Raw genomic sequence first — 19,882 nt, forward strand, 5'->3', positions numbered from 1 at the left:
AATCTCGGTACGAAATCCGACATCGACCGGCTTCTTAAAACTCAGAATTGGACTAGGTATTCAACGGCTAAAACGGACAGTCTGTCTCAGAGTGGGGTGAAATATGAAGTTCGATTTCTGTCAAAATAAACAGCCAAAATGCCAGTGCTTCTGACATAAGACCGGCGGCATCAATTGGTAGAGAGTAGCCCGAAGCTAAGGCGGCTTTCTTCTCGAGATACAGAGTCTTATCGTCTGGTGCCCACGGCTTGATGCAACCATCGGCCGAGAAGCGAAGGATCGCTTCATCTGCTTCTTCAAAGTCACTTACAGATAAGAGGTATTCCTTGAGTACTCGATCCCGTTCGGGCTTGATGAAGTCCCAATAGATCTTATGAAGACTCTTGTGTTTTTCTATGTCATTCCAAAGCATCTGGAGCTTGGCCCGAACGAGAAGATTCGTTGTAGCGTCGACATTCATCAAGACGTGGCCAACTGCTCGAAGTAATGTGACAGTCGCTACATAATCAACTCGCCAAATTTCGGGCTTGCTTGCCGATTCAAGGCGTTCGATCGATGCTTGGCAGTCCTGAAAGGGCTGCCAAGCTTTTAGAGTTTGACCGTGATACATGTTCTTACCAGTTCTTGGTCCAGACTTCGGCTATGGGGTATTTGTTTACTGCTGAGGGTTGGTAGTTGCTGCGTTCGATCCACCATTTGAGGCGGGCGTCGGGGTCGTTGGCGAAGGTTGGGTCGCTGTCTACTTTGGATTGGAATTCTTTCCAGAGTTCGGGGTGGTCGGCGGCTTCCTTGTTGGCGATGGGGACGGACAGGTATTCTGCTGCGCCGATGCGGCCCATGCGTTCGAAGATGTTGTCGAAGAAGCCCCAGCGGACTAATGCGTCTGGCGCTTCGGGGTGGAGCATGGCCATGATGATGCGGGCGCGGGGCTGGTTCATGGGGATGTAGTAGCTGCCCGCGGGCATGTGCATCTTTTCCTTGACGGGCGTGAGTGTGTAGTCGGTGAAGGTGCGGCCCTCAAAGGGGAAGTTCTGCTTCTTCACGTCGGTGAAGCGCCAGGAGTCAAAGGTCTGGTCGGAGAGATCCTTTGGGGTGGTTTCCATGGTGACGCCCTGGAGTGCGAGCTCGTCTGCGATGGACTTCCATGCGATGGGGATGAGGAAGCCGAGGGGGACGGGTGCGGCGGCGGTGGTGTCGACGCCGTCGTGCATGTTGACGGTGAAGTCGTCCTTCTCTGCGGTGAAGTGCTGGACGGGTTTGCCGGTGATGGGGCTGACCTCCGATCCGCGCTTGAGGGAGTGGTAGGTGATGGGGTGCGACTCGGCGCTGGTTTTGCCGCCGAGGAACATCTTCTCGTTCTTGTTGCCAGCCATGGTTGCGTCTGCGGCGTCGCTGTCACGCACGGCTTTGCGGAGGGCCTGCGGGTCTTCTGTGACGATGTCGATGGAGTGAACCATGATGTCGTAGTTGGACCATGCGCGTGTCTTTGGAAGTTTGAGCGAGTGCGTTTCAACCAATAGGCATGGGCGATTGCGAGCGCCGGACCAGTAGTGGGAGTAGCGCGGGGAGAAGACTTCTACGTTGAAGTCGCGCTGGCCGTTCTTTGATGGTGGCGCCTGGCGTGCGGCGCGATCGTCGCCACCGGGGGCTGGTGGGGCGTTGTTCTGGCCGCGTGCTCCGGCTACGGGAGGTGCGAGCGGGCTGCCGCCGCCACCGGCGAATCCCATGCCGTCTCCTCTTAAAGCGCCGTAGGGTGAGACGAGATGGCCGTCGGCTTCCATGCGTTTGTTGAGTTGCGGGATGAAGCGGGAGTTGACCCAGTCGCGTGAGCCGGGGCCGATGTCGTCGTGGTGGGTCATGTCCCAGGTGACGTCGTACTGGTAGTCGGCGCCGTCGGTGACGTGGTTGTCGAACATGAAGTCAGGCAGCCATGTGTTGTAGAGCTTGAGGAAGGCGCGGGTTTCGGGGGCGTCGGCCTTGATGTAGTCGCGGTTGAGGTTGAGCTGCTGCTCTTGCGGGCGGGTGCCGGTGACGTCAGGGCCGTTCTGGTTGGCGCGGTTGTAGGGGCTGCGGTCTTCGTGGCCGTCGATCTCGTAGACGGGGATGACGACGAAGATGGCTTTGTCGAGCCATGCGGCTTGCCTGGGGTGGTTGGTGACGGCCATGTCGCGCATGAGCATCATGGCTGTGTCTTTGCCTTCGATTTCGCCGGAGTGGATGCCACTCTGAATGAGGATCACGGCCTTGTCAGTTTTGTGTGCGGCTTCGGGTGTGAAGGCCTTGTCCTTGCTGATGATGGCGGCGTACATGGTGCGGCCTTCGGGCGTGGTGCCGAAGGGGATGACCTTAATGAACTTGCTGCGCTTCTCGTAGAGACGCATGAGCGCGACGGTTTCGTCGTAGCGGCCGGTCTTCTCCCAGTTGGTTTTTTCGCCGGTGGTGAGTTCGTCCTGCGGGACTCCTGCCGTTGAGTTGGCGAGGGATTTGGCAGCGGCTGCGGCGGGTGGCTCGTACATGCTGTGCGGTCGGAGCTGCGTGGTCTGCGCGAGAGCGGCGATGGGCATGAGCAGAACGGCGGTGCGGGCGAGCGAGGTGACGCGAAGCATGCGGATTTCCTTCCGTGGTGCGAGAGAACGTAAACGCAGGCCGTGGCTGCGGCCGTGCGGCGGTGCGCGCTTATCGGTGCGGCTTATGGGTGCTGCTTTTCTGCGGTATGACGAAGATGCTACAAACAGTTCACCCCAAAATGGAAGCGTCAAAGTCTGTTGTGATTCGAATTCAGTTGAGTTTTGTGTTGGCTGCGTCGCTGCTGTGCGTTGGTGCGCGGGCGCAGGAGGGTGCGGTGTCGCATACTGAGGCGACGCACCAGGCTGCTCCGTTTGGCGTGGTGGCGTATCCGGATCGACCGGAACAGCCGAAGGAAGTGTTGGATCGCGGCAAGGCTGCGTATAGCGTGAACTGCAGCTTCTGCCACGGGGCGGATGCGGCTGGTGGTTCCGTGGGGCCGAACCTGTTGCGCAGCGAGGTGGTGTTGCGCGATGTGCATGGCGAGTTGATTCTGCCGATTGTGCATGGGGCGCGACTGGCGCAGGGGATGCCAAAGCTTGATCTGCCGGACTTGACTGTCGCGGATATTGCGGCTTGGCTGCACAGCTTGAAGACGGGCGGGAATATGACGCCGACGGAAGAGATCAACATTGTGACGGGCAATGCTACTGCGGGAAAGATGGCGTTTGATCGTCGGTGTGGGACTTGTCATTCAGTGAGTGGTGATCTGAAGGGATTTGCTGCGAAGTTTGCGCAGCCGATGCAGATGCAGCAGACGTGGATTTCGCCCGGCGTGATGAAGGGGCCGGGGATGCCGGAACTGCATGTGCCACCGGTGACGGCTACGGTTTTGGTGAAGGGTAAGAAGATCACAGGGAAGCTTGGCGCTTATGACGACTTCTCTGTGGTGATTACGACTGCGGATGGTGTGGTGCATACTGTGCCGCTGGATAACGGTGTGCCGCGTGTGGTGGTGCATGATCCGTTGAAGCCGCACCGGGAGATGTTGCCTACGTTGACGGATGCAGAGATTCATAACATCACGGCGTATCTGGAGTCGTTGCGATGATGCGTGTTGCTGGTGTGTTGATGGCGTTGGTGGTTGGTTCTGCTTCGGCGCAGTCGCTTGATCCTTCTTCGATTGTTCATAGAGATGTGAAGGCGTGGCCTACTTACTCGGGTGATTACACGGGGCAGCGGTATAGTCCGATTGCGCAGATCAACACGAGTAATGTGAAGGCGCTTGTGCAGGCGTGGTCTGCTAAGTTGCCGGGTGAGGTGACGCATAGCGGTGGCGTGGGGACGACCGTTGCGCCGTTGGGGCGTGTGTCGGGATCGATTGTGCAGGTGGATGGTGTTTTGTTTGTCACTACGCCGGACAATGTGTGGTCGATGGACGCAGCGACGGGTAAGGTGAACTGGCACTATCAGTGGAAGACGCGTGGCGGTACGCACATTGGAAATCGTGGTGTGGGTGTTTGGCATGACCGCGTGTTCTTTGAGACGCCGGATAACTATCTTGTTGCGCTAAGTGCGAAGACCGGCGAAGAGATATGGCATAAGGAGATTGCTTCGTTTGATCTGCAATATTTTTCGACGATGGCTCCGCATGTTATTGGCGACCACTTATTAGTTGGTACGGGCAATGACCTGGATGAGCCGGGTATGTTGCAGAGTTTTAATCCGCAGACAGGCGATGTGGAATGGACCTGGTACGCCACGCCGATGAAGAAGGGCGATGCGGGGTTGGAGACATGGGCCAGCGTGGATGCGGCTTCGCATGGCGGCGGCAATGTGTGGGTGAATGGATCGTATGATCCGGAGACGCACTTATATATCTTTGGTACGGGCAATCCCAGTGCGGCGTTTACTTCGCAACTGCGCGGGCCGGGAGCGAACCTGTACACATGTTCGACGGTTGCAGTGAATGTGGATACGGGCAAGCTGGCGTGGTATTACCAGACCTCTCCGCATGACACGCATGATTATGATTCGGCGCAGACACAGGTGCTGGTGGATGGCACGTGGCAGGGTAAGCCGCGAAAGTTAGTGATGACGATGGCGCGCAATGGTTATTTCTTTGTGCTGGATCGCGTGACGGGTGAGCACTTACTTACTTCGAAGATGTTTGCTTCTACGAACTGGGCTGAAGAGGCGCTGGATAGTAAGGGTGCTCCGGTGCGTATTCCAGCGAAGGATTTTGATTTTGCAGGTGCATTGGTATCGCCTTCGACGCAAGGCATTGTGAACTGGCAGCCGCCTGCTTATAGCCCGCAGACGGGGTTGTTCTATGTGAATACCTCAGAGACGTGGGAGATGTTTTACCTGGCGACGACTGATCCGCGCGGAGCGATGGGATTGGGTGGCGAGCAGTTGATGAATCTGCCGTCGAATGGTGGGTGGTTGCTGGCGATTGATTACACGACGGGTAAGCCACGGTGGAAGCATCGCTATCCCGGAGTGACTGGCGCGCTGGCTGCCGGTGTGATGACGACGGCTGGGCACCTTCTGTTTGCACCGGATATTCATGGAAACCTGATCGCGTATAACGCGGCTACGGGGCGGCAGTTGTGGCATCAGCATATAAGTGCATCGAATGCGCCGGAGACCTTCGTCTTGCATGGTAAGCAGTATGTTCTGGCGGCTGGCGGCGATACGTTGTATGCGTTTGCACTGAAGTAGCGCATCAGTGGATTGAGTTCGCTTCCCCTGTAGATCGTAGTTGGGGAGAGGAATGCAGGTCCTTCAGCTCCGCTTCACCTCGTTCAGGATGACGGTCTTCGACCGTACGAGCTTCGCTTAGCGAAGCTGGCTTTGAGTTTGTGGCCGGAAAGTGCCAGCGGCATCGTTAGGATGAGAGCCGTTGGGATTCTTCGCTGCGCTCAGAATGACGGTCTTACGATTGATCCCTCCAGAAAAATAATCGGTACTGACTCTATTGTTGCGGCTTAGTCGCGTATCCGTTCGTATTTTGGACAGCGACTTTTCTTCTGTAGGAAGAAGGTGCTACAAACAGTGCGCATAAAAAAGAAAGCCTGAAAGCAGGGTTTATGCGGTTTCCTTTGAGACGTCTTTGCAAGGGTGCTGTATCCAGTGCCTTTGTTGGAGTGGGAGTTCTGGTGTTGGGGTATGCGGTGCGGCCGTCGATGGCGGTGCATGCGCAACAACAGCAGCCACGCGGAGGTCGTCCCGGAGGATCGGAACGTCCTGGCGGCGGTGCAGCAGCAGGCCCCGGTGAGGGAGCGCAGGCGCAGTCGGCGGATCAAACGCATGGCGCCGCGGTACAGCAGGCCCCACCGTTTGGCATTGTGGCTTACCCGGATCGTCCCACGGCACCCAAAGAAGTGTTGGATCGTGGCAAGACAGCGTTCAGTGTGAACTGCGCTTTCTGCCATGGATCAGATGCCGGTGGCGGATCAGTGGGCCCGAACCTGTTGCGCAGTGAAGTTGTGCTGCAGGATGCTGCAGGCGAGAAGATTATGCCGATTGTGCATGGCGCGCGCGCGGAACAGGGGATGCCGAAGATTGATATCCCTGACAGCAGCGTGGTGGACATTGCGGCGTGGCTGCACAGCCTGAAGACGGGCGGCAATATGCGGTCGACCGAGAAGATCAACATTGTGGTGGGTAAGGCGGATGAAGGCAAAGCGGCGTTTGGTCGGCTTTGCGCTTCCTGCCACTCTGTCGACGGTGATCTGAAGGGATTTGCAGCGAAGTATGAAGATCCGCGCAGCATGCAGCAGGCGTGGCTGTTGCCCGGAGTGGTGGCGTTTGGACGTCGCGGTGGTGGTGGGCCACCTCCGCCGCAGCTTCATGTGCCGCCGACAACGGCGACGGTGATGTTGGCCAGCGGCAAAAAGGTGACTGGGCGACTGGGCGTGCTGGATGACTTCTATGCGGAGATCATCACGGACGACGGTGTGACGCATCGCTTCGCGTTGAACAACGGCGTGCCGAAGGTGGAGATACACGATCCGCTGAAGGCGCATCGCGCGATGTTCCGCACGATTACCGATAAAGACATCCACGACATCACGGCGTACCTCGAGTCGCTGAAGTAAAGGACAGCCACATGCGTATTGTTCGCAAGATTCAATGTGCCGCTGCTCTGTGCGCGGCGATGACGATGATGACCACAGCGCTGCAGGCGCAGTGGCTTGACCCGAAAGACATTCTGAAACCGAAGCCGGATAGCTGGCCTTCGTATTCAGGCGACTATAGCGGACGTCGCTATAGTCCATTGACTGAGATCAATTCGCTGAACGTTAAGGGACTGACGCTGGCGTGGGCGCAGCGTTTGACCGGTGGTGAAGGTGGTCCCGGTGGCGGAGGGCCTCCGGGATTTGGAGCGGCCGCGGTGCCGACGAATGTTGGTGGTGTGGGAACCGCGGTTGCGCCGATGGGTACGATTAAGGGCTCGATTCTGCAGGTGGATGGATACCTGTATGTCAGCACGCCGGATAACGTGTGGGCGATGGATGCAATGGATGGTCATGTGCTGTGGCACTTCCTATGGAAGACGCGCGGCGGCACACACATTGGCAATCGCGGTGTGGCGATGTGGCATGATCGCTTGTTCCTGGAGACGCCGGACGATTACCTGGTTGCCATTGATGCGAAGACAGGCAAGGAAATCTGGCACAAGGAGATTGCGTCGTTCGATCTGCAGTACTTCTCGACGATGGCCCCGGTGGTGATTGGCGATCACTTGCTTGTAGGTACTGGCAACGATCTGGATGAGCCGGGTATGTTGCAGAGCTTCAACCCGCAGACGGGCGATGTGGAGTGGAAGTGGTTTGCTGTGCCGATGAAGAAGGATGATCCGGGCATTGAGACATGGCGCAACCTGGATGCAGCTTCACATGGTGGTGGCAATGTGTGGGTGAACGGATCGTATGATCCGGAGACACATCTTTACATTCTTGGCACGGGCAATCCGACTGCGGCGTACACGTCGCAGATGCGTGGGCCGGGGGCGAACCTGTACACATGCGCGACGGTAGCCATCAATGTCGATACCGGCAAAATGGCTTGGTATTACCAGACGTCGCCGCATGATACGCATGACTTTGATTCGGCACAGACGCAAGTCCTGGTCGATGGCATGTTCAAGGGCAAGCCTCGCAAGATGGTGATGACGGCTGCGCGTAACGGCTACTTCTTTGTGCTGGATCGCACGACGGGCGAGCATCTGTTGACGAGCAAGCTGGTGGATTCGCCGAACTGGGCAGAGGACAAGCTGGATAAGAACGGTGCTCCTGTTCGTATTCCGGCGAAGGATTTTGATTACGGTGGTGCGCTGGTTTCGCCTGCGAATGGCGGCGTTGTGAACTGGCCTCCTCCAGCGTTCAGTCCGCAGACGGGCTTGTTCTATGTGAATGCGAATGAGAGCTATGCCATGTATTACCTGGCCACGACGGACCCGCGCGGTGCGATGGGGTTGGGTGGCAAGGATGAGGTTGGCCTTGGCACGCTGGGCACGTATCTCATCGGCATGGATTACAAGACAGGCAAGCCGGCGTGGAAACATCGCTATCCCGGTGTTGGCGGTGGTTCGCTGATTGGTGTGATGGCGACTGCGGGACATCTACTGTTCAGCGGTGATCAGCATGGCAACCTGGTTGCGTATGAATCGGCTACGGGTAAGCAGTTGTGGCATGCACGCATTGGTGTGAGCAACGCTCCGGAGACGTACATGCTGGATGGTCATCAGTATGTACTGGCCGGTGCGGGAGATATGGTGTACGCGTTTCGTCTACAGTAGTTGCGAGGCTGGGAGGCGCAATGTCAGCAGGATTGAGTGGTGAAGAACTACTTGCATGGAACGACACCACCTTTGTCCGATGGATGGAGTTGGTGAAGCGACATCCTGAGATCTTGCGCCTGTCGTGCGATGTGTATGGCGTTGGGGATATCAATGGGCTGCTGCACCATATCGTTGCTGCGGAGCTGCGTTATGCGCAGCGGCTTTTCGGTGAGGTAGAGACTGCGTATGAGGACATTCCCGCGGACGTGGCGGGGATGGAAGCAGCGCATGTAGGAATGTTGAAGCGGGTCCGTGAACTTTTTGCGGATGCCACGTTCGATTGGGAACAGGCTGTTTCATTCCAGACGCGAAGTATGGGGTCGCTGCGGGCTTCGCGGCGCACCGTGCTGAATCACACTTTGCTGCATGGAATCCGGCACTATGCGCAGATGGCTATGCTGGTTCGGCAGGGTGGTATTGCTCCGGGGTGGCCCATGGATTATCTCTTCATGGGAGTTATGGGAAGGGAATAGGGAATCCTGCGGAGCACAGATGTTGACAAGCTACGCGTGTGAAGAATTTCCTATACTCTCGATCGACCTACGAAGCGTTCCGCGGAGGATATGCCATGTTGGTTACGAAGAATCGTTCTCTCAATGCCTGGCCCTCGCTGTCTTATCCCGATTTCGCGGCTACGCAACATCTTCTTCATATGTGCCTGCAGGTTCTGGGCAAGCTGAAGTTGAGCGAGCCATTTCAACCGCAATGGGCAGAGTTGCCGCTATGGCTTTCTGCACGAGGATTGACTACTGGGCCGATCGCGTATGGTGATGGCGCTTACGAGATCAAGGTTGACCTGTTGTCGCACGCGGTGGAGGGTGTGACGAGTTGGGGTTCCTCGGGACAGGTTTCACTACGGTCGATGTCGGTGGCGCAATTTACGGAGCAAATCTTTGACGTGCTTCGTAAAGCAGGCGTTGAGGTTTCCATAAACCTTAAACCGCAGGAAGTGCCCAATCCCATTCCCTTTGACCTGGATACAGAACAACGCCCGTATGAGTCGTCGCTGGTGACTGATTGGTGGCGGATTCTTTTGAGCACGCAACGCGTGATGCAGATTTTTCAAGGGCGGTTCAAAGGCAAGACACAGCCCATTGGCCTGATGTGGGGGACGCTCGATATTCGCGATGTGCGCTATAACGGTAAGCCTGCGTCGCCGGGAGCGAAAGCCGACTACATCCGAAGAAACGCGATGAATGAAGAGTTAGTTGAAGTGGGTTGGTGGTCTGGCAGCGCTGCTTATCCTAAGCCGGCGTTCTATTCGTTTACATATCCGCAGCCCGAGGGAATTGAAAACGTAAGCGTCAGTTCATCAAGCGCTCGATGGGATGCATCGATGGGCGAGTTCCTATTGGACTATGACGATCTACGCAACTCTGAGGATCCCGACGGTGACCTGCTGGCGTTTTTCGAAACAACCTACAGTGCTGGTGCACAGCGTGCAGGCTGGCCTTCAAACCTTGTTGGGACGGGTAGACCTGAGTAGCTATTCAGATTGCTTCTGACCGTACGGTCTGCCTACTGTGACTGATGGCGAGATTGTCGAGTTCCATATCAACTCATGGTGATTTACCTTCTCTTCATCTGAATGCTCCATGGTGGACATGCTATGAATTTTCGACTGCTTCCCGCTGCTGTTTTTCTTTTTGCTACTGCGCCGCTTGTCGCGCAGCAGGCTGCATCTACTTCTGATATGCAGAATCCGTGGATCGTGTTGATGACGAAGGCTGCCGCGCATGCGAAGCAGCATGGCGGACGTACACCGCTGCTGTCGCCGTTGGATCGCACGGTTGTACGCTCTGCTGGATTGCCTGCGGATATGCCGTTGGTACCTGTGAAGCAATTGCAGGCGATGGGCATTCATGTGGTGCCGTGGACGACGAATGATCCGGAACAGATGCGTGCAGTGATTCGCACGGGAGTGGATGGATTGATCAGCGATCGTCCGGATTTGTTGCAGCAGGTGTTGAAGGAAGAGCGCGCGGCGAACCCTAACAATGAAACGCTGAAGCGGTTTGTTGTTAGCGCCCATCGTGGTGGACGTGGGCTGCGTCCGGAAAATACGTTGCCGAGTTTTGAGAGCGGTTTGGATCAGCTTGCAACGGAGCTGGAGACAGACACTGGTGTTTCTACGGACGGTATCTCTACCATCTGGCATGACCAGTTCTATAACCCGCAGGCATGCCGCAAGGTGGATGGTTCGGAGTACACGATGGAGAATCGCATTTATCTGCGCGATATCTCGTCGACCGATGCGGCGAAGACACTGATCTGCGACAAGATTCATTTTGGCGATATGCAGAAGAATGATGCTTCGCTGTCGCCGGTGACGGTGGCGTTTGCGAAGAAGGATGGTATGCCGTCGATCTATGCACCGACGAATGTGCCGCAGTTGTTCCGCTTTGTGAAGTTCTATGTGGAGTACTACACGACGGGCGCAGGGAAGAGTGATCCGCATGCGAAGGAGCGTGCTGCAAATGCGCGTACGGTTCACTTCAACATTGAGACGAAGATTGTTCCTGATGTAAGCATGAGCAGCCAGGGGCGTCCGGTGCCGAAGGGCATGGAGAATCACACGAAGCCGCCACAGGCGTTTGTGGATGCGCTTGCCGGAACGATTGCCAAGGAGCACATGGAAGGTCGCGCAGCGATTCAGAGCTTTGATTTCCGGACGCTGCAACTGGTCGAGGAGCAGTATCCGAAGATTCAGACGTTCTATCTCACGGAGAATCCGAAGACGCTGAGCAGCGAGTTTGTTCCTGCGCCATTGCGCGTACAGTAACCGTTTTGCTTTGACAGCGTGTTTTGTTGGGCCTAGATTGGCTGGCGATATGAAGACACGCGTGTTTATGGCTTTAGTTGCCGGTATGGTTTGGTCGTTTCTGCTGCCTGCCAGTGCGCAGCAGAAACGGCCAGCGATTACCGGCATTGCTTTTGCTCGGTTCTATGCTTCGGATCCGAATGCGTCGCAACACTTTTATGGCGATACGGTGGGCCTACGGCGGATGACAGAAGGGGGACGCTCTGTTTATCCGGTGAATGCGTCGCAGTGGGTGGAATGGGTGCCACTGACGGACCCGTCGTTGCACTCGCGCATGGCCGCGATTGGATTTACGACGCGAGATGCGAAGGCGCTGCAGCATTACCTGACTGAGCATCATGTTGCGATAGCCGAACCGCTGAAAGACGGGATGTTTGCGGTGCACGATCCTGACGGGTACCTGGTGTATTTTGTGCAGGCGGGATCGAACCGCGCTGTGGCCAAGGCTGCGCCTTCTGCGAAGGCGACGTCTTCGCGGATTATCCATGTGGGCCATGTCGTACGGGATCAAGCCGCAGAAGATGCGTTTTATCGTGAGATTCTTGGCTTCAAGCCGTACTGGCATGGCGGACGCAAACCGGCGGAGCGCGACGACTGGGTGAGCCTGCAGGTACCGGATGGTACCGACTGGATTGAGTACATGCTGCACATTCCGGCTGAAGCGAGTTTGAAGTCAGTGGGCGTTCAGGACCACTTTTCGTTGGGCACGGAAACCATGGACACGGTGCTGGCGAAGTTGAAGGCCAACGGTTGTACCGATGCGGTATGCAGCAAGACGCAGATTGGATTGGATGGAAAGATGCAGTTGAATCTGTATGACCCAGATCTAAGCCGGCTGGAGTATATGGAGTTCTCCCCACGCCAGAAGCCTTGTTGCTCTGACTTTACCGGGCCGCAACCAACAGCGATTGAAAACAAGTAAGTGATAGTGAAGGCGCGAATCGCCCCGGTTTGTAACGTGGTATTGACAGTGGTTTCGCTGTCCTTTTATGGTTCGCGCCTAAGTTGAGGGTTATATGCGTAATCGTGTAGTCTCCTCGCTGGTCCTTGCGGCCGTGTGTGTGTCCGCGCCTGCTGTTTCCCTTGCGCAGTATGAGAACGGTAGCTTGCTGGGCACGATTCGTGATGCTTCCGGCGCTGCGGTTCCCAATGCTGACGTTACCGTTGTTAATACAGCAACGGGCATTACCAGCCATGTAAAGACGGATGCGGACGGCAACTATGATGTGCCGCAGATTCGTGTTGGCGTTTACACCATCACGGCGACTGCGCCGGGCTTCTCAAAGGCTGTGGCCGAAAAGATTGCGGTTGCCGTGGGCAATCGTCAGCGCATTGACCTGAGCCTGAAAGTGGGCGGCGACGAGACTGTGGTTCAGGTAACGGACGTTGCGGTGCAGGTGGAGACAGAATCCACGCAGCGCGACCAGACGATTACGAACTACCAGACAGCTGCACTGCCGTTGGTGAGCCGTAACTACTCCGACTTTATGGGGCTTGTTACGGGTGTGCGCCAGGCTCCAAGTGCCGCGACAACGTCGAGCAATGGCAACGCGCTGGTTCGCCTGGGTGCGTACAACGTGAACGGCCAGCGTTCTGTGCAGAATAACTTCCTGCTCGACGGTATGGATAACAACGCCTATGGCGAGAGCAACCAGGGTTTTGATAACCAGATCATCTCGGTGCCGCCGGACAGTGTTGCGCAGTTCAGTGTGGTGACGAACAACCAGAGCGCGGAGTATGGCCGCGGTTCTGGCGCGACTATCAACGTGGCATCGCAGTCAGGCGGCAACCAGTTCCATGGCTTGCTGTATGACTTCCTCCGCAACACGAGCCTGAATGCTGCTGGCTTCTTCAAGCCGCCGACAGGCAATGTGCCGTTCCGTAAGCCGACGACGAACCGCAATCAATTTGGCGGCAACATTGGCGGACCGATCTTCAAGGATAAGTTCTTCTTCTTCCTGGATTACGAGGGGCTGCGCTCAATCACGAAGCCGTTGTTCGTGCTGACGCTGCCTACACAGAACGAACTGAACGGTATCTTTGTGACGCCGGTTCGTAATCCGTTGAACCCTTCCGTGGTGTATCCCGCAGGCACGCCGATTCCGACCGGTGCGATGAATCCGCTTGCAGTGCAGATTGCGAATGCTTTCAAAAGCATCTCCGGACTTCCGGTTTCGGGTTCTCCTGCGACGGGACAGGCTGCCGCGAATTATGCCGTGCTGGTTCCGTTCAAAGACTATGGCGACAAGGGTGACCTTCGCCTGGACTATGCGCCGAATGCTTCATCACGTTACTTTGTTCGTGTAAGCCAGCGTAAGGAAACGGGCACCAATAACCCCACCATTCCTGAGCCGTTGGATGGACAGGCGTCTGGACCGCAGCGCATCCTGAATCAGCAGATTGCGATTGGTTACACAGGTATCTTTGGACCGAACCGCGTGTTGGACGTTCGTCTGGGGATTTCGAAGACGAAGGCTGGTAAGACGCCGCTCAGCATCGGGTCGCAGAACTTCAATATTCCTGGCTTGCCCACAGCGGCAAACATTGCGGGCGGTCTGCCAGCGATTGGCATCTCTGGTGGCTTTACCGGATTTGGACGTCAGACAACGAATCCACAGTTTCAGAACCCGTCGTTGCTTGATCCGAAGATCAACTACACGTGGGTGAAGGGATCGCACTCATTGAAGTTTGGATATGAGTGGGAAAAGATCTGGATGGGCGTGCTGGATAACAACCCACTGTATGGCCAGTTTGCATTTGGTGGCGGATACAGCGCATGCCCTGCAGGCACGGTGATTCCGGGAACTTCAACCACGTGCTCTTCTGCAGCGAACGCTCCGGTGGCGCAGTCCAGCGCGAAGATTGCGGATACCTACTTTGCAGACTTCCTGTTTGGTTTGACCAGCAGCTTTGCGCAGTCGAACTACTTTGAGGCACATCTGCGGCAGACGATGCAGAGCGTGTATGCGCAGGATGACTGGAAGGTGGCGAATAACTTCACGCTGAGCCTTGGCCTGCGTTGGGAGTATGGCTCGCCTTATTCGGAAAAGGATAACTACATCTCAAACTGGGATCCGACCTCGCAGACGGTGCTGACGCTGTCTCCTGGAGCGGTTGCGGGCAACGGTATTACACCCGTGAGTAATCTGGGCGGAACGTATGGCAAGACGCTGGTGAATCCTGACCTGAATGACTTTGCACCGCGTGTTGGATTTGCGTATGCGGCGACTCCGAATACGGCGATTCGTGGTGGCTTTGGCATTGGCTATGTGCACTACACGCGTGCGGGCTCGGGTGACATTATCGCCATCAACGCACCGCAGGCACAGTTTGCTTCGGTGACGCAGATTACGCCGAGTGCGACGAATCACTGCTCGACACCGCTGCCAGCAAACATGGTGCCGATTGGTGCTACGACGCCTACGTGCTACGCGACGATGGAGCAAGGTTTCCCGACGGGATTGACCACAAACTTCAATCCTGCAACGGACAACATCACGTGGCGCCCGAAGAACACGCGCGATAGCTACGTACAGAGCTGGTACCTTGCGGTTCAGCGTCAGTTGTTCAAGAACAGCCTTGTGGACATTGCGTATGTGGGCAACCACGGCGTGAAGCTGGAAGGCATTCTGAATGGCAACCAGCGTACGGTGCTGGGTGGCACGCTGGCGGCGCCGCTGTATTCGCGTCCGTTCAGCAACTGGAGCTCCGATATTACGGAAGCGCTGAACCAGTCGATGAGTAACTACAACGCGCTGCAGGTTCGTTATGAGCAGCGTATGGTTGCGGGGCTTACCTTGCTGAACAGCTTTACATGGTCGCGCTCACTGGATAATGCGAGCGCATCGCTGGAAGGCAATACGCCTTCGCCGCAGGATGCGAGCAACCTGTCACGTGAATATGCACAGAGCGACTACAACACGCCTGTGATTAACGTCACCAGCCTGGTGTATGAGCTGCCGTTTGGTCGTGGTCGCAAGTTCGGCGGCAACATGAACGCTGTCGAGAATTTCATCCTTGGCGACTGGCAGATCAGCGGCGTAAATACGGCACAGGGTGGTACGCCGTTCAACATCACGTATTCGCCAAACGCTGCGCAGCTTGCTTCGACTCAGATTACGGCGAGCTATCGTGGTGTGAACCTGTATCGTCCGAACCGTGTGGCGGGTGTGCCTTTGACGCAGGGTCGCAGTGTGAAGCAGCCCACGACGGGCTATATCCAATACATCAACTACAACGCACTGACACTGCCTTCGATCACGAATGCGGCTGGTACGCTGCAGTCGCCGTTTGGCAACCTGTCGCGTAATGCGGGGCGCTCGCCTGCGCTGTATCAGACGGACATGAGCGTGAGCAAGAAGTTCGTCACGCCGATTGAGAGCCTGAAGGTTGAGTTCCGGTCAGAGTTGTACAACGTGTTCAATCACACCAACCTTTATCTGCCCTCAAGCCCGACAGGTACGCAGGGCGCAGCGCCTAACGCTGGTGGCATTATCACCAGCACGTTTACGCCGCGCGTGATCCAGTTCGCATTGAAGGCAATGTTCTAAGTGCAAGAAGGAATAAACGCGCTACATGCGCAAAGGCCGCGATGAGTTTTCATCGCGGCCTTTTTGTTTCGTAGTTTCTTACTTTGTCATGGAGTACGGGGCAGTGTGGTTCTTCATGGACCATGAGGCTTTTTCTTTGGCGCTCATGACGAAGTGGAGTTCGCCACCGTTCATCAGTTCATCGTTTGTGAGGAAGCTGCGATCGAGTGGTTTGCCGTTGAGCGTGATGCTTTGCACGAAGGCGTTGGTGTCGCTCAGATTTTCAGCGGTGATGGTAAAGCTCTTACCGTTGGGAAGGTGCATGGTTGCTTGATCGACGAAGGGTTTGCCGATGACGTATTCATTGCTGGCGGGTGCCACGGGATAGAAGCCGAGCGATGTGAAGAGTAGCCATGCGGACATTTGTCCGAGGTCGTCGTTGCCGACGAGGCCGTCGGGTGCGGGTTTGTATTGCGAATCGACGATCTGTTTGAGGCGCGCCTGTGTGCGCCAGGGTTGACCGGCGTACATGTAGAGATAGGGAAGATGATGGCTGGGTTCGTTGCCGTGGATGTACTGGCCGATCATGCCGGAGATATCTTCCACGTCGGCGTACTTTGCGGGATCGACTTTCTGGTCGAACATTTCGTCGAGCTTTGCGACTAACTTGTCAGGGCCGCCGAGTAACTTGATGAGACCGAGTTCATCCTGCGGTTGATACCAGGAGTATTGCCATGCGTTGCCTTCGGTGAAGCCGCTGTTTGCGCCGGCTTTCGTGGGATCGAAGGGCGTGCGGTAGTCGCCGTTGGCAAGGCGTGGTTCAACGAATCCATCTTTGGTGTTGAAGTTGTTGCGCCAGTACTGTGCGCGTTTGTAGAACTCGGCGGCTATATCTTTGCGGCCGAGTTTCTCTGCGGTCCTGGCGATGGTCCAGTCGTCGAAGGCGTATTCGACTGTCTTTGATGCGGCTTCCTGATCGTTGTCGACGGGGACGTAACCGAGCTTCATGTATGCACCGAGGTTGCCGTAGGGTGCGTACTTTGCGGATGCGACCATGGCGTCGAGTGCGGCGTTCTTATCGAAGCCGGGGATGTCTTTTGCAATGGCATCGGCGAGGACGGGCACGGCGTGATAGCCGATCATGCACCATGTTTCAATGCCCTGGAATTGCCACACGGGAAGGATGCCGAAGGGGCTTTCCTTTTGCGAGGCGAGCATCGATTGCGCGAGGTCAGCGGTGCGCGATGCAGGTTGCAGCAGCGTCATCAGCGGCTGTTCTGCGCGATAGGTGTCCCATAGCGAGAGGCTGCTGACGAAGTTGAAGCCCTGTGCTTTGTGGACTTGATTGTCGGGGCCGCGATAGCTTCCGTCGACGTCCATGCTGACGGAGGGCGCGAGGAGTGTGTGATACAGCGCGGTGTAGAGGCTCTTGCGTGTGGCTTCGGGGGCGGTGATTTCCAACGCGCCGAGTGCTTTCTCCCACTGTGCTGTAGCTGCGCGATGCGCGGCTTCGAAGTCGAATGCGGGAACTTCTGCGTCCATGTTGGCGATGGCGTTGTCTTCGCTTACTGGCGAGATGGCGACTTTGACAACTAATGGTTTGGGAGAAGAGGCGAAGTCTAAGACGCCGATGAGACCGCGGCCTTCTTTGCTCTGCGTGTCTTCCGGTGTGTTGCCGGGAGTTTTGAAGCCGTTGTAGAGGATGGGCTGCGACTCGCGGTTGTAGAGATGGTGCGCGGTGAGTGGCTGCGAGAAGCGGATAGCGAAGTAGAGTTGGCGTCCAGGCGCCCAGCCTCGTGTTTCACGCATGCCGGTGATGGTGCCGTCGTTGCGTACGCGGATGCGTGACCACAGAACTTTGCCGGGATAGTTGTAGATGCTGGAGCGCAGGTCGATGAGGATGTGACGCCTGCCGGAAGGGAAGGCATAGCGATGCACGCCAACGCGCGTGGTGGCGGTGAGTTCTGCGCGGATGCCGTAGTCTTCAAGCGTTACAGCGTAGTAGCCGGGCGAGGCTTTTTCTGATGTGTGGCTGAACTTCGAGCGATAGCCGGGATGATCTGCATCGCCGGGTTCGAGGTTTACATTATCGCCGCTGATGGGTTGCAGAAGGATGTCGCCCAAGTCAGAGTGGCCTGCGCCGGAGAAGTGTGTGTGCGAGAAGCCGAGGATGGTGGTGTCTTCATAGCGATAGCCTGCGGCCCACTTGTAGCTTTGCTTGAAGGGGCGGATCTGTGTGTCGGGCGAGAGCTGCACCATGCCAAAGGGGACGGCTGCGCCGGGGAAGGTGTGGCCTTCTGGGCCGGTACCGATGAAAGGATCGACAGCAGCAACGGGTGATTGCTGTGCGTTGGCCGCAGCCAATAGGAACAGGCTGCAGGCGACGAATGTGCGAAGAGATGGAAAACGCATGCCGCTACAGGGTAAACCCGCGCGACGGATCGATAGGAATTCTGTCAGGCACTCTTTGCCGTTTCCACGGCATCCAACTCCGCATCAGGGGTAAATCATGCAATTTGATCGAAAGCGTTTTTTGCCTGCCGTTGCGCTTGCAGCCGCAGTGATGACTACGGGTTATGTGAGCGCGCAGCCGGGGCAGGGTGGTCCTCCGCCAGGGCAGCAAGGACCGGGGAACCAGCAGCGTCCACCGCAGCAAGGAAACCAGCGTCCGCCACAGAACGGACAACGTCCTCCGCAGCAGGGAAATCAACGCCCTCCTCAGAACGGCCAGCGTCCACCGCAGCAGGGGAATCAGCGTCCTCCTCAGAACAATCAACGGCCGCCTCAAAACAATCAGCGTCCACCGCAGGGCAATGCGGGACGGCCTAATTTCCAGTTCGACCAGAACTATCGCAATCAGGTTGCGCAGCACTATCGCTCGGATGCGATGCGTTACCGGAATCGCAAGCGTCCTGCGTTCGCACCGGGATACACGATTCCTCGCAATTACTCGATTCGTCCGGTGCCTTCGTCGTACTGGCGCGGGATGCCGCCACCGCCCGCGGGCTATCAGTATGGCTACTATGACGGCTACATGGTTGCCTATAATCCGACCACACGCATCATTGCTGACGTGATGGATCTGGTGACGGCGTTCGCGCACTAAGAGGACGTTTGTTGCAAATGTTTTGGGCTGCCTTTCGAGGCAGCCCATTCTTATTCAGGAGTGGCGAGTGTGACGGCGAACCAACGTTGCTCGTCAGTCCATTGCTCTACGGGTGCATAGCTTGCGCTGTGCAGCAGTGATGCAATGGATGAGCCGGTGAACTTATAGCTGTTTTCCGTGTGGATGGTTTCGCCTTTTGCGAATTGGAACGAGGCATTCAGCGCAGGGATGCGCACGATCTGATCGCGCAGGGATTGCAGGTGCATTTCAATGCGCGACCGTTCTTCATTCCAGACCGCCATGTGTCGATAGCGTGCGAGATCAAAGTTGGCGCGGAGATCGCGATTGATGCGGCGTAGCAGATTCAGATTGAAGGCTTCGGTTACGCCGTCGTGATCGTTGTATGCTGCTTCGAGTTTGCGGCGATCTTTCACCATGTCTGTGCCGAGCAACAGCGTGTCGCCTGGCTGCAACTGTCTGCGTAGATTGCCGAGGATGGTGGCTGCTTCTTCAGGATCGAAGTTGCCGATACTGCTGCCGATGTAGAGCGCCATGGTGGGGCCGTCGTGCTGCGGGATTTCCAATGCGTCGGTGACGTAGTTGGCAACCTGTGGCGAGACGATGACTCCGCTTTGTACGCGTTCCATGGAGGCGCATGCTTCGGCCATCGCGGACTCGGATACGTCGATGGGGAGATATTCCGTTTGACCCTGTCGGCGCACTGCGGCGTCAAGCAGGATGCCTGTCTTGGTGGCGGTTCCTGCGCCGAGTTCCAGGATGCGGAGTCGGCCACTGCGACCGGGATGTGTCTGTTGCCATGTACGTATGGCGGTGTCGATGATGCCGTCCGCGTAGCCCGCGAAGATGGCACGCTCGGTGCGCGTGGGGTAGTACTCCGGCAGTGTGGTGATGCGTTCGAAGAGTCGTGAACCTTCCGCATCGTAAAACAGCCACGCGGGCAGCCACTTTGGCGTGCAGGACAAGCCTTCACGCACGGCTGTGGCCACCGCATCCTGTACGGGATTGGCGAGAGGCGGCGTGAGAAGCTCAGGGGAGGAAAAAGATGTGCTCAC

General features: G+C 56.7%; 14 protein-coding genes. 10 read left to right on the plus strand and 4 right to left on the minus strand.

Annotated features, from left to right (window positions below):
- Positions 1-67: 67 nt before the first annotated feature.
- Both JAO32_RS09175 and JAO32_RS09180 read right to left on the minus strand, forming a co-directional pair.
- Positions 68-610 (minus strand): hypothetical protein, encoded by a 543-nt coding sequence (locus tag JAO32_RS09175; protein ID WP_334239604.1) that lies wholly within the window; start codon positions 608-610, stop codon positions 68-70.
- 4 nt (positions 611-614) lie between these two features.
- Positions 615-2,606, minus strand: coding sequence for a M14 family metallopeptidase (locus JAO32_RS09180; protein ID WP_334239605.1), 1,992 nt, complete (start codon positions 2,604-2,606; stop codon positions 615-617).
- Positions 2,607-2,623: 17 nt separating this feature from the next.
- Between JAO32_RS09180 and JAO32_RS09185 the strand changes: the two genes are divergently transcribed.
- From JAO32_RS09185 to JAO32_RS09225, 9 genes are all read left to right on the plus strand, one after another.
- Entirely contained in the window at positions 2,624-3,616 is a 993-nt protein-coding gene (locus JAO32_RS09185; protein ID WP_334239606.1) for a c-type cytochrome, read from the plus strand.
- A complete protein-coding gene (locus JAO32_RS09190) occupies positions 3,613-5,229 on the plus strand; it encodes an acido-empty-quinoprotein group A (RefSeq protein ID WP_334239607.1) in 1,617 nt (538 codons plus the stop codon). Before JAO32_RS09185 ends, JAO32_RS09190 begins: the two co-directional genes overlap by 4 nt.
- A 368-nt stretch (positions 5,230-5,597) precedes the next feature.
- Positions 5,598-6,608: a c-type cytochrome gene (locus JAO32_RS09195; RefSeq protein ID WP_334239608.1), complete on the plus strand. Its 1,011-nt coding sequence runs from the start codon at positions 5,598-5,600 to the stop codon at positions 6,606-6,608.
- Between the two features lie 11 nt (positions 6,609-6,619).
- Positions 6,620-8,311, plus strand: coding sequence for an acido-empty-quinoprotein group A (locus JAO32_RS09200; protein WP_334239609.1), 1,692 nt, complete (start codon positions 6,620-6,622; stop codon positions 8,309-8,311).
- 20 nt (positions 8,312-8,331) lie between these two features.
- Positions 8,332-8,826 (plus strand): DinB family protein, encoded by a 495-nt coding sequence (locus JAO32_RS09205; RefSeq protein ID WP_334239610.1) that lies wholly within the window; start codon positions 8,332-8,334, stop codon positions 8,824-8,826.
- A gap of 95 nt (positions 8,827-8,921) precedes the next feature.
- On the plus strand, positions 8,922-9,839 hold the full coding sequence (locus tag JAO32_RS09210) for a DUF5996 family protein (protein WP_334239611.1): 918 nt from the start codon (positions 8,922-8,924) through the stop codon (positions 9,837-9,839).
- A gap of 123 nt (positions 9,840-9,962) precedes the next feature.
- Positions 9,963-11,135, plus strand: coding sequence for a glycerophosphodiester phosphodiesterase family protein (locus JAO32_RS09215; protein ID WP_334239612.1), 1,173 nt, complete (start codon positions 9,963-9,965; stop codon positions 11,133-11,135).
- A 67-nt stretch (positions 11,136-11,202) separates the two neighbouring features.
- On the plus strand, positions 11,203-12,096 hold the full coding sequence (locus JAO32_RS09220; RefSeq protein ID WP_334239613.1) for a VOC family protein: 894 nt from the start codon (positions 11,203-11,205) through the stop codon (positions 12,094-12,096).
- Positions 12,097-12,190: 94 nt separating this feature from the next.
- Positions 12,191-15,724: a TonB-dependent receptor gene (locus tag JAO32_RS09225; RefSeq protein ID WP_334239614.1), complete on the plus strand. Its 3,534-nt coding sequence runs from the start codon at positions 12,191-12,193 to the stop codon at positions 15,722-15,724.
- Positions 15,725-15,802: 78 nt separating this feature from the next.
- Here the strand turns inward: JAO32_RS09225 and JAO32_RS09230 are convergent, their stop codons facing one another.
- Positions 15,803-18,115, minus strand: coding sequence for a GH92 family glycosyl hydrolase (locus tag JAO32_RS09230; protein WP_334239615.1), 2,313 nt, complete (start codon positions 18,113-18,115; stop codon positions 15,803-15,805).
- 97 nt (positions 18,116-18,212) lie between these two features.
- Between JAO32_RS09230 and JAO32_RS09235 the strand changes: the two genes are divergently transcribed.
- Positions 18,213-18,809, plus strand: a complete 597-nt coding sequence (locus JAO32_RS09235) for a hypothetical protein (protein ID WP_334239616.1) — start codon at positions 18,213-18,215, stop codon at positions 18,807-18,809.
- Between the two features lie 50 nt (positions 18,810-18,859).
- Here JAO32_RS09235 and egtD read toward each other — a convergent pair whose 3' ends face one another.
- A complete protein-coding gene (gene egtD / locus JAO32_RS09240; RefSeq protein WP_334239617.1) occupies positions 18,860-19,882 on the minus strand; it encodes an L-histidine N(alpha)-methyltransferase in 1,023 nt (340 codons plus the stop codon).

The organism is Terriglobus sp. ADX1, assembly GCF_036877645.1.
In the GTDB taxonomy this organism is placed as follows: Bacteria; Acidobacteriota; Terriglobia; order Terriglobales; family Acidobacteriaceae; genus Terriglobus.